The organism is Mesorhizobium sp. M7D.F.Ca.US.004.03.1.1, assembly GCF_003998635.1.
In the GTDB taxonomy this organism is placed as follows: Bacteria; Pseudomonadota; Alphaproteobacteria; order Rhizobiales; family Rhizobiaceae; genus Mesorhizobium; species Mesorhizobium loti.
The window spans coordinates 1-15,674 of the sequence record NZ_RZQG01000050.1; the positions used below are offsets into that span (position 1 = coordinate 1).

15 protein-coding genes and 2 pseudogenes are annotated in these 15,674 nt (G+C 63.4%); 8 read left to right on the forward strand and 9 right to left on the reverse strand.

The genetic code is table 11. The annotated features are described in order from the left end of the window. A pseudogene (locus tag EN935_RS05570) lies at nt 1–542 on the reverse strand (2-isopropylmalate synthase); the annotation flags it as partial. 424 nt (nt 543–966) lie between these two features. Here EN935_RS05570 and EN935_RS05580 point away from each other — a divergent pair. The 3 genes from EN935_RS05580 to EN935_RS05590 all read left to right on the forward strand — a co-directional run bounded on the left by EN935_RS05580 (nt 967) and on the right by EN935_RS05590 (nt 3,383). Further along, nucleotides 967–2,133, forward strand: coding sequence for an ATP-grasp domain-containing protein (locus EN935_RS05580; protein WP_127265487.1), 1,167 nt, complete (start codon nt 967–969; stop codon nt 2,131–2,133). Nucleotides 2,134–2,137: 4 nt separating this feature from the next. Next, nucleotides 2,138–2,914 (forward strand): esterase family protein, encoded by a 777-nt coding sequence (locus EN935_RS05585; RefSeq protein ID WP_127265488.1) that lies wholly within the window; start codon nt 2,138–2,140, stop codon nt 2,912–2,914. Nucleotides 2,915–3,068: 154 nt separating this feature from the next. Further along, nucleotides 3,069–3,383 carry a nuclear transport factor 2 family protein gene (locus EN935_RS05590; protein ID WP_127265489.1) on the forward strand — a complete coding sequence of 105 codons (315 nt, stop codon included), beginning with the start codon at nt 3,069–3,071 and terminating at the stop codon, nt 3,381–3,383. Here the strand turns inward: EN935_RS05590 and EN935_RS05595 are convergent, their stop codons facing one another. Further along, complete coding sequence (locus EN935_RS05595; RefSeq protein WP_127265490.1) at nt 3,384–4,910, reverse strand: MFS transporter; 1,527 nt, start codon at nt 4,908–4,910, stop codon at nt 3,384–3,386. A 145-nt stretch (nt 4,911–5,055) separates the two neighbouring features. Between EN935_RS05595 and EN935_RS05600 the strand changes: the two genes are divergently transcribed. Further along, a complete protein-coding gene (locus EN935_RS05600; protein ID WP_127265491.1) occupies nt 5,056–5,949 on the forward strand; it encodes a LysR family transcriptional regulator in 894 nt (297 codons plus the stop codon). 87 nt (nt 5,950–6,036) lie between these two features. Here the strand turns inward: EN935_RS05600 and EN935_RS05605 are convergent, their stop codons facing one another. The 4 genes from EN935_RS05605 to EN935_RS05620 form a co-directional block, all read right to left on the reverse strand. Continuing rightward, the gene (locus EN935_RS05605; RefSeq protein ID WP_127373204.1) at nt 6,037–7,137 is read right to left on the reverse strand and encodes an AbrB family transcriptional regulator; all 1,101 of its coding nucleotides are present in this window, start codon (nt 7,135–7,137) and stop codon (nt 6,037–6,039) included. Nucleotides 7,138–7,205: 68 nt separating this feature from the next. After that, nucleotides 7,206–7,514: a putative quinol monooxygenase gene (locus tag EN935_RS05610; protein WP_109659643.1), complete on the reverse strand. Its 309-nt coding sequence runs from the start codon at nt 7,512–7,514 to the stop codon at nt 7,206–7,208. A gap of 63 nt (nt 7,515–7,577) precedes the next feature. Beyond that, nucleotides 7,578–8,357 carry an SDR family oxidoreductase gene (locus EN935_RS05615; protein ID WP_127264739.1) on the reverse strand — a complete coding sequence of 260 codons (780 nt, stop codon included), beginning with the start codon at nt 8,355–8,357 and terminating at the stop codon, nt 7,578–7,580. 63 nt (nt 8,358–8,420) lie between these two features. Next, nucleotides 8,421–8,858 carry a DsrE family protein gene (locus EN935_RS05620; RefSeq protein WP_127264740.1) on the reverse strand — a complete coding sequence of 146 codons (438 nt, stop codon included), beginning with the start codon at nt 8,856–8,858 and terminating at the stop codon, nt 8,421–8,423. A 102-nt stretch (nt 8,859–8,960) separates the two neighbouring features. Here EN935_RS05620 and EN935_RS05625 point away from each other — a divergent pair, with 102 nt between their 5' ends. The 3 genes and pseudogenes from EN935_RS05625 to EN935_RS05635 all read left to right on the forward strand — a co-directional run bounded on the left by EN935_RS05625 (nt 8,961) and on the right by EN935_RS05635 (nt 10,759). After that, entirely contained in the window at nt 8,961–10,064 is a 1,104-nt protein-coding gene (locus EN935_RS05625) for a hypothetical protein (protein WP_127264741.1), read from the forward strand. A gap of 66 nt (nt 10,065–10,130) precedes the next feature. After that, nucleotides 10,131–10,376: pseudogene (gene vapB / locus EN935_RS05630) on the forward strand (type II toxin-antitoxin system VapB family antitoxin). After that, nucleotides 10,373–10,759 (forward strand): type II toxin-antitoxin system VapC family toxin, encoded by a 387-nt coding sequence (locus EN935_RS05635; protein WP_109659649.1) that lies wholly within the window; start codon nt 10,373–10,375, stop codon nt 10,757–10,759. Before vapB ends, EN935_RS05635 begins: the two are co-directional and overlap by 4 nt. Before the next feature lie 7 nt (nt 10,760–10,766). Here EN935_RS05635 and EN935_RS05640 read toward each other — a convergent pair whose 3' ends face one another. Then, on the reverse strand, nt 10,767–11,714 hold the full coding sequence (locus EN935_RS05640; RefSeq protein WP_127373205.1) for a cation diffusion facilitator family transporter: 948 nt from the start codon (nt 11,712–11,714) through the stop codon (nt 10,767–10,769). Nucleotides 11,715–11,719: 5 nt separating this feature from the next. After that, the gene (locus EN935_RS05645; protein ID WP_127264743.1) at nt 11,720–13,909 is read right to left on the reverse strand and encodes an anthranilate synthase; all 2,190 of its coding nucleotides are present in this window, start codon (nt 13,907–13,909) and stop codon (nt 11,720–11,722) included. 318 nt (nt 13,910–14,227) lie between these two features. Between EN935_RS05645 and EN935_RS05650 the strand changes: the two genes are divergently transcribed. Next, complete coding sequence (locus tag EN935_RS05650) at nt 14,228–14,998, forward strand: isocitrate lyase/phosphoenolpyruvate mutase family protein (protein WP_127264744.1); 771 nt, start codon at nt 14,228–14,230, stop codon at nt 14,996–14,998. A gap of 1 nt (nt 14,999) precedes the next feature. On the opposite strand, the gene EN935_RS05655 is transcribed toward EN935_RS05650, so the two are convergent. Beyond that, nucleotides 15,000–15,674 (reverse strand): succinylglutamate desuccinylase/aspartoacylase family protein (locus EN935_RS05655; RefSeq protein WP_206534496.1); only part of this gene is annotated, 675 nt, incomplete at its 5' end.

Below are 15,674 nucleotides of genomic sequence, written 5' to 3' on the forward strand. Positions count from 1 at the left end.
ATGTCGGAGATCATCTTGGCCGCGTCGGTGGCGATGCGCTTGATGCCGCCGACGTCCTTTTCGAAGACGACGCGGCGCTGCAATTCGCTGGTCGAATTGTAGAAATGGACGATCGGGTTGGTGGCGCCCTTGAGTGCCTCGAAGGTGCGGGTGATCAGCTCCGGCCGGCACTGCACCAACACTTGCAGCGAGACATCGGCAGGTACGTTGCCTTCCTCGATGCACCAGCGGGCAAAGTCGAAATCGGTCTGCGAGGCCGAGGGGAAGCCGATCTCGATCTCCTTGAAGCCCATGTCGAGCAGCAGGCCGAACATGCGCGCCTTGCGCTCGTGGCCCATCGGATCGATCAGCGCCTGGTTGCCGTCGCGCAGGTCGACCGAGCACCAGATCGGCGCCTTGTCGATGACCTTCGAGGGCCAGGTGCGGTCGGTGAGGCCAACGGTGGGATAGGGCTGATATTTGCGGGCCGCGTCGGGCATGCCCCGGGCTGCATCCTTGCCGGCTACCGCGGCATCGGAGCGGGTCTCTTCTCGTGCGTTCATCGTCGTTTCTCCCGGCGGCTCATGGGTCCACCTTCAGGTGGATTGATGGCGAGCGGCGCCTTTACCAGAATTTCGTTCGCGTGATGTGACTTGGCAAGGAGCATGCGCTTGCGCGGCGGTTCGACCGCCGGGCGCTCCTTCAGCGAACCCGGCGATCGCCGATAAGGCCGAGAAGAAGCAGGGTCGAAGCCAGCGCGCGCACGGTCTCGCCGGAAAAACCGGTCGGACGGGAAGCGTTGGTGGCGCGCGTGTTCATGGCGGTTCTCATACAGGAGCGGCTTGTGAGAGGCAAGTGAGGCCACAGGGCGGGCCGTGATCCGTCGGATATTATCCGAACGTGGGTGCTCTTCCCCAGGCGCTGCAAATGCGCCAGACTTGGGCATCGACGGGGTTGCGATGTCCCGTCGCCGGGAGGGAGTCGTCCATGAATTTCGTGTTCTTCTCGCCGCATTTTCCCGCCAATGGCGCGGATTTCTGCGATCGTTTGAAGAAGGCCGGGGCCAGGGTGCTGGGTATCGGCGACGCACCCTATGAGGCGCTCGACGCCAAGCTGAAAGCAGCCCTTTCGGAATATTATCGCGTCGCCGACATGGAGGACTACGATCCGGTGTTCCGGGCGATGGGGCATTTCATCCACAAATGGGGCCGCATCGACCGCTTTGAATCGCTCAACGAGCACTGGCTGGAGCTGGAAGCCAACATCCGCACCGACTTCAACATCTACGGCACCAAGCTCGATTTCGTGAAGAATCTGAAGCGCAAGAGCCGCATGCGCGCCTTCTTCCGCAAGAGCGGCGTCGACACCATCGCACAGCGCAAATGCTCCGACCGCGCCGGGGCCATGACCTTCATCCGCCGCGTCGGCTATCCCGTCGTGGTCAAGCCCGACAGCGGTTCGGGCGCCTCGAATACTTTCAAGATCTCCAACGCCACAGAGCTGGACCAGTTCTTCCGGGACAAGCCCGAGGACGTGACCTTCGTCATGGAGCAGTTCATCGAGGGGCTGGTGGTGACCTTTGATGGGCTGGTCAACCGCGACGGCGAGGTGGTGCTGGCGGCCAGCCACCGCTACGACCAGAGCGTCATGGAGGTGGTCAACAAGGACCGCCACATGAGCTACACCTGCTTTCCCAGGATCAGCCCGGCGGTCGAGGAGGCCGGCCGCAAGATCCTGAAAGCGTTCGACGTGCGCGAGCGCTTCTTCCACATCGAATTGTTCGAGACCAAGGACGACCGCGTCATCGCGCTGGAAGTCAACATGCGCCCGCCAGGCGCCTGGATGACCGATGCCATTAACTACACGTTCGACATCGACGTCTACGCGGCATGGGCCGACATGGTGGTCAGGGATGCCGCCGGCGGCCCCTACGAGGGCAAATATTTCACCGCCTATGCCAGCCGCAAGCGGCGCCTCCACTATTTGCACAGCCATGAGGACGTGCTAGCGGCGCACCGCGACAAGATCGTCCACCATCAGGCCATCGAAGAGGTTTTCAGCCGCGCCATGGGAAATTACGCCTACCAGATGCGCTCGAAGGACGAAGCAGCGCTGCGCGAGGCGGTCGCCTATATCCACGCGGAAAAGGCGTGAGGCGATGGACATTTCCTATCACAAGAGTTTCTCGGGCAAGCTCGGCCGCGACATGGAATACAAGCGCTACGGCCATGCCGGCCGGCCGGTGGTGGTGTTCCCGACCTCGCAGGGGCGGTTCTACCAGTTCGAAGATTCCGGCGGGGTGGGCGCACTCGCCGAATTCATCGACACCGGCCGCATCCAGTTGTTCACGGTCGACGGCGTCGATTCGGAATCCTTCTTCGACAAGCATGCCGACGCCGCCCATCGCATCGCCCGTCACGAGGCCTATTTCCGCTATGTGCGCGAGGAGGCGCTGCCGGAGTTCCTGTCCACGGCAGCAGCAGCCAATGGCGGGCGCCAGCTAAAGCCGTTGTTCTCGGGCTGCTCGATGGGCGGCTACCACTCGTCGAATTTCGTCTTCCGCTTTCCCGAACTCGCCTGCGGCGTCATCGCGCTATCGGGCGTCTATTCGGCCCGCGACTTTTTCGGCAAGGCGCTTGAAGGCGACATTTTCTACAACTCGCCGCTCGACTATCTGCCCGGCATCGTGGACCCCAAACTGCTGGCCCGGCTGAAGGCGCTCAGGCTGATCTTCTGCTGCGGGCAGGGCGCCTGGGAGGAGCGGATGCTGGTCGAGACGCGAAAACTGGAACAGATCCTGCGTGACAAGTCCATTCCCGCCTGGGTCGATTATTGGGGCGGCGACGTCAGCCACGACTGGCCGTGGTGGCACAAGCAACTGGTCTATTTCTTCGGCCGCTGGCTGGATGAGGATCTGATGCTCAGGCTAGACTGAGGTGCATTGATATTCAGGTGAGGCTGGCCTGCAAATGGCTGATACCTGCGCTTCCGGTGCTCACGTACTCAAGTACGCTCCGCTCCGGTTCTCGGTATCAACCATTTTCGACTCAGCCTGACCTGAATCTCAACGCACCTTGGGGCACAGAGGAATGACCACACCCAACCCGATCCGCCATTTTGTCGAGGCCACCAACGCCGGCGACACGCAAGCCTTTCTCGACACGTTTACCGCCGACGCATCCCTGACCGACTGGGGACGGTCCTTCCACGGCCGCGAGCAGATCGCGCGCTGGAACCAGTCGGACAATATCGGCGTGAAATCCCAGCTTCGCATCGTCCGCATCACGTCTGCGGAAGGCAGCTACCGCGTCCGTATCGCCGTCACAGGCAACGGCTTCAACGGGGAGGGCGACATGAGCTTCACGCTGGACGGCGATCGCATAGCGAGTCTCGTCATCGCCTGACTATCCTTCCTGGCATGCCGGCAGAGCATTGGCCTCATGTTCCGAAGCCGCTCCGCGACGCAGGCCAAGGAAGACGACGATGGCGGTCATGACGGTGATTGCCGCCAACACGATCAGCAGCCTGTCGAACGCCGTCTCGTAGGCCTGGACAAGAACAGCGGCTCCGGCTTGCGGCAAATGTTGCGCCGTTGCACCGAGATTGCCGGTCACCAGCAACTGCGCTGCAGCCGTTGAAGATGTCATTCCCTGTGCGGCAAGCTGCGTGGCGGTGAAGCCCGACAGGGTCGCCATGACGATCGCGAGCGCCACGCCCTCGCACGCGACGCGGGTGGTGTTGAAGATGCCGACCGCCATGCCGGCGCGCTCCCTCGGCACGACGCTGACGGCAAGCCCGTCCATCAATCCCCAGGGCAGGGCGATGCCGACGCCGATCAGCATCAGCGGCGCCACCAGCGCACTGTCGACCGGCGGTGTCAGGCTTAGCCAGACAAGCCCGGCGGCGGTGATGAGAAGGCCGACGCCGCAGATCGTGGCCGGCGCGATCCAGCGCGCCAACTGGCCGGCGAGCATCGGCAGGATCAGCAGTGGGACCGAGAGGCAGATCATCAATTGCCCAGCCTTGATCTCGTTCATGCCCTCGATGCCAATGAAACGGATCGGCAACAGCACGAGCAGGACGACGAAGCCATAGGCGGGTGCCGCCGCCAGGAACTGGACGCCGACGAAGCGGGGATATGCAAACAGCGTGAGATCGAGCATCGGCCTCCGTGCGCGCCGCTCAACGACGACGAAAGCAACAAAGAAGAGGGCGGCCGTGCCGAGAAGCGTAACGACAAGGGGATTGGCCCAACCGCTCTGCGGCGCCTGGAGCACGCCATAGGTCAGCGACGCGAGCGCGATCGTGAAGGTGCCGGCTCCCGCCCAGTCGACGCCCGTCGCATCCGGATCGCGCGAGTCCTTGATGGTGCGCTGGCCGAGGGTTGCCGAGGCAACCGCGAGTGCCGCGACAAGCAGAAAGATCGACCGCCAGCCGAATGCAGAGATGAGCAGGCCGGAGGCGATCGGGCCGAAGGCGAGGCCGATGCCGAAACTGGTGCCGAGGAAGCTGAAGGCACGCAGCCGCAACGGCCCTTCGAATTCCTGGGCGAGCGCCGACGCACCACCGGCAAAGGCGGCGGCGCTGCCGATCCCTTGCACGGCCCTAAGGATGTCGAACCAGACGATGTCAGGCGCGAGCATCGCGCCGAGTGAGGCGAGGACATAGAGGCAGAGGCCGGCGAGGAAGATGCGCTTGCGGCCGTGGTTGTCGGCCAATGCGCCTGATGCCATCAGGGTCGCGCCGAAGGTCAGCATGAAGGCATTGGTCACCCAGTTGAGTTCGACCGGGCTGCCGCCAAGATCGGCCGCGATGCGGGAGAGTGCGACGGCCGGGCCGGTGAAGGTCAAGGGCATTGTCATCGCGGCAAGGCATACCGACAAGAGCACGAGCCATCTCTCGGCAGAGCCGGTTGTGGACTTCAAGGTCATGGATTTTCCTATCTGAAGCAGCATTGCGGTAGGCCGCGCGGTTGCGGAGCCGGTCGCAATGACAAGATAGGTCGGCAGCATTTCAGGAAAAATGGTACTATATCTCCTGATATGCCGGACTGAAACGCTCGAATGGAAAGATGCGATGGATCGCCTCAGCGGCCTCATAGCCTTTGCCCGTACCGCCGAACTCGGCAGTTTCATCGCTGCCGGCCGGGCGCTCGGCATCTCGGCTTCCGCCGTAGGCAAGAGCGTCGCAAGGCTCGAACAGGAGCTTGGTGTGCGGCTCCTGCAGCGCAGCACGCGGCGCATCGGCCTGACGGAAGAGGGCAGACTGTTCAACGAGCGGGTGCGGCGCATCCTCGACGACATCGACGATGCCGAGGCGATGCTGTCGCGGACACGGGAGACCCCGCATGGCCGGCTGCGCGTTTCGACCCCGATCGTCACCTATCATTTGCTGCTGCCGGTGCTGTCGGAGTTCATGGCCCGCTATCCCGAGATCGAGCTCGACATCGATTTCAACGATCGCATCGTCGACGTCATCGACGAGGGCATCGATGTCGCGATCCGAAGCGGCGAGCTGCCCGATTCACGCCTGGTGTCGAGACCCGTTGCGCCCTTTCGCATGCTGCTGTGCGCGGCGCCCTCCTACCTCGACCGCCATGGCACCCCCGGCGTGCCGGCGGATCTCATCAGGCATTTCGGCATAAACTTCCGCTTCCTCAACAGCGGCAGGCTGCTGGAGTGGCCATTCACTACCGGAAGTGCTGAACCGCAGATCCGCTCGATGCTGACCTGCAACAATATGGAAGCCTTGAAAGGCGCCACACTCGCCGGCCTCGGCATCGCCTGCATGCCGGATTTCCTGGTGCGCGAGGCGCTGCACGAAGACAGGCTGCGCACCGTCCTCGACGATCATGTCGACGGCCGTGGCCAGTTCCGGATGCTTTGGCCCTCCAATCGCCATTTGTCGCCGAAGGTGCGCGTGTTCGTCGATTTCCTTCCCGAGCGCCTTGCCGTGGGGGCAAGAACTTAGGCCCTACTGGCGCCGGGAAGCGCGGGGCAAGGATGAAGGCAGTGAGGAACAATCCACCACGTGTGACGGCTCTAGCGGCGGCCTTGCCTATTGCCTGACGCTTCTCGCCACCAGGCGCGCCACGCTCGGGCCGACCAGCAGCACAATCAGGAAGCGTGCCGACTGCAGCGCCATGACGAAGGAGATGTCGACGTTCTGCGCGGCGGCGGCGATGATGGCGATGCTGTCCATGCCGCCGGGGCTGGTCGCCAGATAGGCGGTCAGCGGATCGATGCCCAGGAGATGGCTGATCATGAAGGCAAGGCCACCGCAAAAAGCGATCAGCGCCACGATCGAGGCGACGATCTGCGGCAGTGCGCGTGCCGCATGGCGCAAGATCGCCCTGGTGAAGTTCAATCCAATCGACCAGCCGACCATCGCGTAGCTGACGGCCAGCAGCCATGGCGGCAATTGCATCTCCACGCCAAAGCCGAGATGGACGACGGCGCCGAAGATGAAGGTGCCAAGGAAGAAGGGCGAGGGCAGCCTCAGCAGCTTCCCCAGCAGGCCGCCGACAAGCGCGATGCCGATGGTGGCGGCGAAGGCTTGGGCATCGATCGGCGGAAACCAGATGATGGCGGGGATTTTGACGCCCGATGTGTCGACCCACATCTTGGCAACCAGTGCCGCAGTCATCGAGACGAAGATGACGCGCAGATATTGCATGAAGGCGACAAGACGCTGGTCGGCGCCGAAGGCTCCCGCCATCAGCACCATGGCGGTGGCCGCGCCCGGCGAGGAGCCCCAGACGGCGGTGGTGCCGGGCAGGATGCGCCAGCGGCTGATCAGCCAGCCGAGCAGGCTGGAGGCCGTGACGGTCGCCACCACGACGCCGAGAAACAGCGGCCATTCCTGGGTGAAGACCGGAAAGATGTCGGCCGAGATCGACGCCGCGACGAGGCAGCCGACGATCGCCTGGGCGGCGCCGAACAGAAGGCGCGGCACGCGCACCGTGGCGCCATTGGTGCCGGCGACGATGGCAGCCAGCATCGGCCCGATCAGCAGCGCCGCCGGCAGGGCGGCGAATTCGAGCGCACCGGCAAACAGGACGGAGATAGTGAGCAGGACCAACCATTGCCAAGGCTTGCCTATCCGCGCCATGCGTTCGATGGCGGGCTGGTCTGGAGGCTGCTCGGCCGAGGAATCCATGTTTCGGTCTTAGACGCGAAGCGAGGTGATGCGAACCCCGCTGCGTCGAAAAAGGATGCTTGCGCGCCTCAGTCGCTTTTGCCGTCGGCCAGGCCGAAGCCGCCGACGGGGTGGGTCTCGACCTGGAATTCAAAGCCGGCAATGAACGGCCGCGCCTTGGCGATCACCGCCTGGACTTCGGGAAGCTGCAGCGAGGCTTTGTGGCTTTCGGCGTCGGTCCATACTTCGGTGACCCAGATCGCATCGGCATCCGCGGGGTCGCGGGCGATGATGTAGCTCAGGCAGCCCGGCAGGGCGCCTGTACTGGCGCGCAGGACGTCCATGACCGCGTCGCGCTGGCCGCGCGCCGCCCGCATCTTGCCGATCAGTCCATACATTCCGTTGTCTCCCTTTGAGGTTTTCGACAAGAACATGCAGATCACCAGTATGCCGACAGCCGCTCAAGGCATCAACTGGCCGCCATTCACCTCGATCACCTGGCCGGTGATGTAGCCGCTCAGAAGATCGGAAGAGAGGAACAGATAGGCGCCGACGCAATCCTGCGCCGTGCCGGCGCGTCCCTGCGGAATGGTGGCGACCATGCCCTTCATCTGCTCGTCGGTCGAATAGCGCTCGTGGAACGGGGTGAGAATGGTGCCGGGCGCCACCGCGTTGACGCGGATGCCGAAGCCGATCAGCTCCTTGGCCATGCCGCGCGTCACGTTGGAGACGAAGGCCTTGGCCGAGCCGTAAAGCCCGGCTCCGCCGCCCGCACCATTGCGCGCGGCGATCGACGAGGTGTTGACGATGAAGCCGCCCTGTTTCCTCAGCCACGGGATTGCCTTGCGCGAGGCGGTCAGCACCGAACGGGCGTTGAGGTCCATCACCGCGTCGTAATGCGCTTCGGTCTGCTCGGCATAGGGGATGCGGCCAAGCATGCCGCCGGCATTGTTGACCAGCCCGTCGAGGCGGCCGAAATACTGCGCGCTGTCCTCGACGACGCGTTCGACATCGGCGGCAACGGAGAAATCGCCCTGGACGAGAAACACCTCGCCGCCCTTGTCGGCGATCGTCATGCCGAGTTTCTCGGCGGCGCCTTGACTCGAATTGTAGTGCAGCGCCACCTTGCATTTCTGCGCTGCATAGGCCAGCGCGAGCGCCGCCCCGATGCCGGTCGACGCACCGGTGACCAGCACTGCCTTGCCGGCAAGATCGGGTATGCTGAGTGTGGTGGCTGGCACGGGTTCTTCCTCCGGGATTTCAGCCTGTCCTTCGTAGGCCCTTGCCGCCCCGGTGTTCAAGTCTCAGGGGCGCAGATAGGCGTAGCCCTGGCCTTGCAGTTCGGCGAGCTTGACGACGCCGCCCTTGTCGGCGGCATGGAAACCGGCGAGCAGGTCGGCGAGCGAAATATCCATGCCTTGCATGGTGTTGGCGCAGGCGTGCGGTTCCAGCCCCTGCTGCACCAGGCCGGCGAAGCGCCCGGAAATCGCGGCCGATATGCCTTTCGACTTGAAGGCGGCCAAGGCCGGACCATGCACGACCAGCACGATGTCGACGTTGCCGCCGGTGCCTTCATAGTGGTTCTTGATGTTGCCGAGCACGAAATTGACCTTGTCGACGTCGCTCAAGTGATAGGCGACCTTTTGCCTGGCGGGCTCTGGGGCGGCTGCCTGCACTGCCCGCAGACCAAGAAGCGTTCCGGTTCCGGCAAGAACCGCGCGGAACATATCGCGCCGGCGCATGGCATCCTCCCCCGCTTGGCGGCTCGCCGCGAATTGCGTGACTCCAGCCGCAATACTAGCATAAATTGACGTTACGTCCTGTCGATGCAGAGGAGAGGTCACATGGCGTTCAGGGTAGGGGAATGGAAGACAGTCGCCGGCGCCGGGTTTGGCGTTGCGCTGCTTGGCGCGCTTGCCGGTTCGGCCTTCGCCGACGATGCGCTCAAGCTCACCGAACTCAGCCCGAACGGGGCTGATGCCTGCTTCGGCCGGATCTATGACGCCGCGCACCTCAAGGCGCATCCGAAGCAGAAGGTGGCGCGGATCTTCTTCCTCTATGGGCACGACCCGGTCAGCCGCCCGAACGAGGAGCCACCGACAAACTCCGACTCGTCCTATAACGGCTTTATCGCCACCACGGCGCGCGGCGCCAAGGCGCCGGAATGGGCCAGCGGCTGGTGCAATCACGAGTCCGAGGACGGAAAGAGCGGTTCGATCCGTTGCGGCATGGACTGCGACCGCACCATGGCCTCGCTGAAGCTCGATGACAAAGGGCGTCTGATCCTCACCGATGTCTCGGCCGATCTTTATCTCGACGCAGGATCGGAAGATGAACTCGGTGAAGCCGAATATGACAGGCAGGCGCTGGGGAGCGAGGACGACAATTTCCGCCTCGACCCGATGCCGGCCGCAACATGCCAGGCCGAATTCGCGCGCATCGATCCGATCGATCCGGCTCTTGGAACTCCCTTGCGTGAGCGGCTGAAGCCGGACCAGGCCTTCTGCTACGGGCGCGACTATGATGCAGCCCATCTCGGTTCGCATCCCGACCAACTGACCCAGTCGATCCGGGTTTTCCGCGGACCGGTGGAACTGGCGTCCTTCGCCTCGGGCGGCGATGCGGCCAACTGGCCAGACGGCGCCGACATTGCCGTTACTGTCACCACACGGCAGAAATCGGCCAAGGTGACACAGACCTATTCCTGCCAGGGCGAGGCCGACCAGTGGCGCTGCGCGGCGAGCTCGAAGATGAGCGATTTCTCCTGCGACATCGCGCAGAAGGAGATTTTCCTCAAGCGTGGCGTAGACGGCACCATGATGCTGGCCAATCCCAACAGCGCACTCGCCATCGTCGATCTGTGTTCGAAGGCCGCCGACGGCAAGACGAAATCCGACGACAAGGTCTATCGGCTGCAGCCAATGTCGCAATCGGCCTGCGCGCCTTGAGCTCGGACTTGTCTGCGTCGCCATGAAGGGATATATCTTTGCTATATCTCATTTGAGGATAGCATGATGGACAAGGCAAAAGTGTTCTGGTCGGGCCGGTCACAAGCTGTACGTCTGCCCAAGGAGTTCCGTTTCGAAACAGACGAGGTTTCGATCCGCCGTCACGGGTAAACCGTCATCTTGGAACCGCTAGCGCAGGATTGGGCGTGGCTTGACCAAGTGATCGGACCGCTTGACAACGATTTCGCCGAGGCAGCGCTGGAACGTCAAGACGGGCAGGATCGGCCTGCTTTGGATGACGTTTTCAAGTGATCTACCTGCTCGACACCAATGCCGTCATCGCAGTCATCAAGGGCGACGCCGGGCTGTTGGCGCTGCTGAAACGGCACAAGCCGCAGGACTTTGCCCTCTCTGCGATCGTCGCACACGAACTATACTATGGTGCTGAAAAGAGCCAACGAAGGGCTGAAAATTTGGCGCGCATCGAAGCTCTGCAGTTCCCGGTGCTCGAATTCGATCGAGAAGACGCAAGACATGCTGGAGAGATTCGGGCAACGCTCGCGACGTTGGGAACTCCGATCGGTCCCTACGATGCGTTGATCGGCGGGCAGGCTCGCGCTCGGAACCTTACGCTGATGACCCGCAATGTCCGGGAATTCGAGCGGATCAAAGATCTCTCAATCGAGACCTGGTGAACCCGCCTCACGCGAACGGCACGGCCGTCGTGCCCTTGGGCAGCTTGGCCTCGTCGTCGGGTTCGACATGGATGGTGACGCGCACCGAGGGGATTTCGGCTTTCAGCGCGTCCTCGATGCGGTCGCAGATGACATGGCTGGCGCCGACCGACATGTCGGCGTCGACGACCAGATGGAATTCGATGAAGGTGGCGCGGCCGGCGATGCGCGTCTTGAGGTCGTGAACCTCGAGCGCGCCCTTGCAACTGGCCGAGATGACGTCGCGGATGCGCATGTGTTCTGCCGTATCGACGGCGCGGTCCATCAGGCCATTCATGGACGAACCGATGACGTGCCAGCCCTGCCACAGGATGTTCAGCGCCACGATGACGGCAAGCGCCGGATCGAGGATCTGCCGGCCGGTCAGGATCGCTCCGACAAGGCCGCCGAAGACGCCGATCGAGGTCACCACGTCGGTCATGATGTGGTTGCCGTCGGCGACCAGCGCCGGCGATTTCTCGGTCCTGCCGGCGCGGATCAGCGTCCAGGCCCAGAAGGCGTTGATGACCGTGGCAACGCCGTTGACGGCAAGGCCGCTCCAGGGCTGTTCGAGCGGTGCCGGCGTCTGCCAGGAGCGCCAGACCTCGTTGAGGATCAAAAGGGCGGCGAGCACGATCAGCACGCCTTCCAGCACCGCCGAGAAATACTCGGCCTTGTGATGGCCGAACGGGTGATCCTGGTCGGCCGGCTTGTAGCTGACCTGGATCGCCCAGAAGGCGGCGACCGAGGCGATGACGTTGACGATCGATTCCAGCGCGTCCGAATAGAGCGCGACAGAGCCGGTGACGTACCAGGCAGCAAGTTTCAGAGCGAGCACAACAAAGGCGACAACGATCGACCAGAAGGAGAGGTTGGCAACCTTGCGCTTCGCGGCCGCCTTGGCCGTGATCGCCATCGTGTTCTCGGCTTCAGCCATGATCGTCAGGCGGCCTTTTCCTTGGCCTTGCGCGGCAGGTGGGCGACGATGTTCTCGATGATGCGCATGCCGGCATTGTGGCCGAGCGTCATGATCGATTCCGGGTGGAACTGCACCGCGGCGATCGGCTCCTTGCGGTGCTCGAAGGCCATGATGACGCCGTCCTCGGTTTCGGCCGTGACGATGAAATCGTCGGGCAGGCGCACCGGATCGGCGAAGATCGAGTGGTAGCGGCCGACGGTGACTTCCTTGGGCAGGCCGGAGAAGATGATGCCCGGCTTGGAAACGCGGATACGCGACGGCTTGCCGTGCATGGGTATGTGCAGCTGCCTGAGTTCGCCGCCATAGGCTTCGGCCAGCGCCTGCAGGCCAAGGCAGACGCCGAAGATCGGCAGGTCGCGGGCACGTGCCTTCTTGATGGTGGCGGCGCAGTCGAAATCCTTCGGCGTGCCGGGGCCGGGCGACAGCACGACAAGGTCGGGCTTCAGCCGGTCGAACACCTCCTCGGGAACCGGCGTGCGCACGGTCGAGACATTGGCGCCGGTCTGGCGGAAATAATTGGCCAGCGTGTGGACGAACGAGTCTTCGTGGTCGACCAGCAGGATGTTGACGCCGTCGCCGACGCGCGCGGTGGTGCGCTCGGTGCTGGCGGAATTGCCGGTCTTGGCGTCGCGAATGGCGGAGAGCATGGCGGATGCCTTCAGTTCGGTTTCGGCTTCTTCTTCCTCGGGAATGCTGTCGAAGAGCAATGTGGCGCCGGCGCGCACTTCGGCAATGCCGTCCTTGATGCGGATGGTGCGCAAGGTGAGGCCGGTGTTCATGTCGCCGTTGAAATTGACCATGCCGATCGCGCCGCCATACCAGGCGCGCGGGCTCTTCTCGTTCTGTTCGATGAAGCGCATGGCCCACAGTTTCGGCGCGCCGGTGACGGTGACCGCCCAGGCGTGCGACAGGAAGGCGTCGAAGGCGTCCATGCCTTCGCGCAGCCGGCCTTCGATGTGGTCGACGGTGTGGATCAGGCGTGAATACATCTCGATCTGGCGGCGGCCGATGACGCGCACCGAACCTGGCTCGCAGACCCTGGACTTGTCGTTGCGGTCGACGTCCGAGCACATGGTCAGCTCGGATTCGTCTTTCTTCGAGTTGAGCAGTTTCAGGATTTGCTCTGAGTCGGAAATGGCATCGTCGCCGCGTTTGATGGTGCCGGAGATCGGGCAGGTCTCGACGCGGCGGCCGTTGACGCGCACGAACATTTCCGGCGAGGCGCCGATCAGATATTCGCCTTCGCCCAGATTGATGAAGAAGGAATAGGGGGAGGGATTGATGGCCTTCAGCTTGCGCGAAATCTCGGATGGCTGTGTTTCGCAGCGCTCGTAGAACATCTGGCCGGGCACCACCTCGAACAGGTCGCCGCGCTTGAACGAATCCATCGCCTTGCGCACCAGATTGGCGTATTCGCCCGGTTCATGGTCGCCGCGGGGCGGGATTCGGTCGGGGCTCTTGAACGGCTCGGCGATTTCGTCGCGCGGCAGCCCCTCGGTCGAAAACCCGTCGCCGGCGTAGTCGTAGCGATCGGTCCAGGCTTTGGCCGAATAATGGTCGACGACCAGGATCTCGTCGGGCAGGAACAGCACCAGGTCGCGCTGGTTTGGCTTGCGCTCGAGCTTGTAGTCGACCGGGTCGAACTGGAAGGCGAGGTCGTAGCCGAAAGCGCCATAGAGACCAAGATTGGCGTCTTCCTCGGTCTTGAACAGAGCGGTGATGGCGCGCAGCACGGTAAACACCGAAGGGACGCGGCTGCGCTCTTCTTCGGTGAAGACACGGCCGGGCTTGGCGACGTCGAGGCGGATGAGTTTCTTCGATGTCTCGGCGATGGCGACATCGGCCAGGCTGGCGAGCGCCTTGCCGATGACCGGCAACAGCGCCTCGCCACGGCCGTTCAGCGCCTCGATGCGCATGGCACGGCCACGTGCTGAGATGACCAACGGTGGGTCGATGATAGCGGTGTCCCAGCGCGTGTAGCGGCCGGGATATTCATAATTGGAGGAAAACACCGCACCGCGGCGCGAATTCAAGCCGTCGACGTAAGCGTCGATCGCGCCCGCATAGGGCCGGTCGTGGCGCTCGCGGGTGATGGTGATGCCACCCGCGGTCACGAAACTTTCCGCCCCGTTTTCCAGAACCTTCATCGTCATTGCCGTCTCCATCAGCTTCTTGGGGCAACGGACCCGGGAATGGCTTGGAAAAAACAAATGGCCGCCCGGACTTTCCGTTGCGGCCACCCTCTCTTTTCACGCGCACGTGTTCGAACAGGCCGCTGTCAGCAGGCCCACCACCAAATGGTCTTGGTCGAACGCATGTTCATGGCGAAATCCATAGCTGCGAAAAGGAGGATGCGCAACAGGTTTGAAAGTCTCTTCGTTGGCCGCCGCTTCCCAGGCTCATGGCACATCGCCAGAGCCGACAGTGCCGCCTAGATTGTATATCCAACAGCAGGAAGATGGTAAAAGCCAATGACCGAGCAGATCGAGCGCGCGCGGACGTTCCATTCCCTCCACGTCAAGGGAAACCCGATCGTCCTCTACAATGCCTGGGACCCGGGCTCGGCCAAGATCGTCGAGAAGGCGGGCGCCAAGGCGATCGCCACCGGAAGCTGGCCGGTGGCTGCCGCGTTCGGCTACGCCGATGGCGAGAAAATCCCGCTGGAGCTGGCGCTTGACAACATCAAGCGCATCGTCGGGTCGGTCGACCTGCCGGTGACCATGGACCTCGAGGGCGGTTACGGCGTCGATCCGGAAATCGTTGCTCGCACGGTAACGCTGGCGCTGCGGGCCGGCGCCATTGGTTTCAATTTCGAGGATCAGATTGTTGGCGGCAGCGGCCTGCATGACATTGCTGTCCAGGTAAAACGCATCGAAGCCGCGGCGGCGGCCGTCAAGGCTTCCGGCATACCGGCGTTCATCAACGCTCGAACCGACATCTTCCTCAAGGCGAAACCGGATGCGCATGATGACGTCCTGCTCGACCAGGCCATCGAGCGCGCACAGGCCTTCGAAGAAGCCGGCGCGCACGGCTTCTTCGCGCCGGGTCTTGGCGATGAGGGCCTCATCGAGACGCTCTGCAGTGCAGTTGCATTGCCGGTCAACATCATTGCGCTGGCGCATGTGCCGCCGCGCCAGCGGCTGGCGGAACTGGGTGTCGCCCGCATCAGTCACGGCCCGGTGCCTTACCGGCAGATGGCGGAATGGTTGGAGGCGAAGGCGCGGCAGGCTATTTCGGGTTAGGTCAGTCCTCCAGCGTCCCCGACCGGGCATCGGTGCTCTTCTTATCGCCAACCAGCTTCAGAAGATCCTCGCCTGCGCGGATGATGCGGCGCGAGCGGCGGGTCAGGATGATGCCGTCCTGCGGTGCGAAGACTTCGGTGCGGCCATCGGTTTCACCCGGTGCATGGACGATGGTGGCGAGGCGCGCGCCCTTGGCGACGCGGTCGCCGGGTTTCACGTCGTAGAGCACGGCACCCGCCCGAGGCGACGGCATCATGTCGATGTTTTCCAACGGGGCCACAAAGCCGGCGAAAGGACCGGGGGTGTGCAGGGTGGTATCGGTGATCACGCCACGCGCCACCAGCAGCCTGTAGAGGCCTTCGGCGTCGGCGGCGGCCAGGGCGCCGTCGACATCGAGGATGCCGCGATATTCGACCGTGGTGGCGACGCGGCGGTCGAGTTTGGCCACATCATCGGGAACGTTCTGGTAGGGCATGATCGAGGCGCCCTCGAACGTGCCGGCGGTGTCCTCGCTCCACAGCACGACCGCATCGACGCCCATGGCGGTGGCACAATCGGCCATGGCCGGCCACAGGCTGGTGTGGACGTAGAGATAGGCGAGACCCTCGTCGTCGCAGTGCAGGTCGAGCACGATGTCATGGCCGAGCGACAACTGCACCAGCCGGGTCTTCAGACG

Bases quoted from the DNA above. Each gene is read 5' to 3' on its own strand.
- EN935_RS05580 (WP_127265487.1), top strand. From the start codon at position 967: ATGAATTTCGTGTTCTTCTCGCCGCATTTTCCCGCCAATGGCGCGGAT.
- EN935_RS05585 (WP_127265488.1), top strand. From the start codon at position 2,138: ATGGACATTTCCTATCACAAGAGTTTCTCGGGCAAGCTCGGCCGCGAC.
- EN935_RS05590 (WP_127265489.1), top strand. From the start codon at position 3,069: ATGACCACACCCAACCCGATCCGCCATTTTGTCGAGGCCACCAACGCC.
- EN935_RS05595 (WP_127265490.1), bottom strand. From the start codon at position 4,910: ATGACCTTGAAGTCCACAACCGGCTCTGCCGAGAGATGGCTCGTGCTC.
- EN935_RS05600 (WP_127265491.1), top strand. From the start codon at position 5,056: ATGGATCGCCTCAGCGGCCTCATAGCCTTTGCCCGTACCGCCGAACTC.
- EN935_RS05605 (WP_127373204.1), bottom strand. From the start codon at position 7,137: ATGGATTCCTCGGCCGAGCAGCCTCCAGACCAGCCCGCCATCGAACGC.
- EN935_RS05610 (WP_109659643.1), bottom strand. From the start codon at position 7,514: ATGTATGGACTGATCGGCAAGATGCGGGCGGCGCGCGGCCAGCGCGAC.
- EN935_RS05620 (WP_127264740.1), bottom strand. From the start codon at position 8,858: ATGCGCCGGCGCGATATGTTCCGCGCGGTTCTTGCCGGAACCGGAACG.
- EN935_RS05625 (WP_127264741.1), top strand. From the start codon at position 8,961: ATGGCGTTCAGGGTAGGGGAATGGAAGACAGTCGCCGGCGCCGGGTTT.
- EN935_RS05640 (WP_127373205.1), bottom strand. From the start codon at position 11,714: ATGGCTGAAGCCGAGAACACGATGGCGATCACGGCCAAGGCGGCCGCG.
- EN935_RS05645 (WP_127264743.1), bottom strand. From the start codon at position 13,909: ATGACGATGAAGGTTCTGGAAAACGGGGCGGAAAGTTTCGTGACCGCG.
- EN935_RS05650 (WP_127264744.1), top strand. From the start codon at position 14,228: ATGACCGAGCAGATCGAGCGCGCGCGGACGTTCCATTCCCTCCACGTC.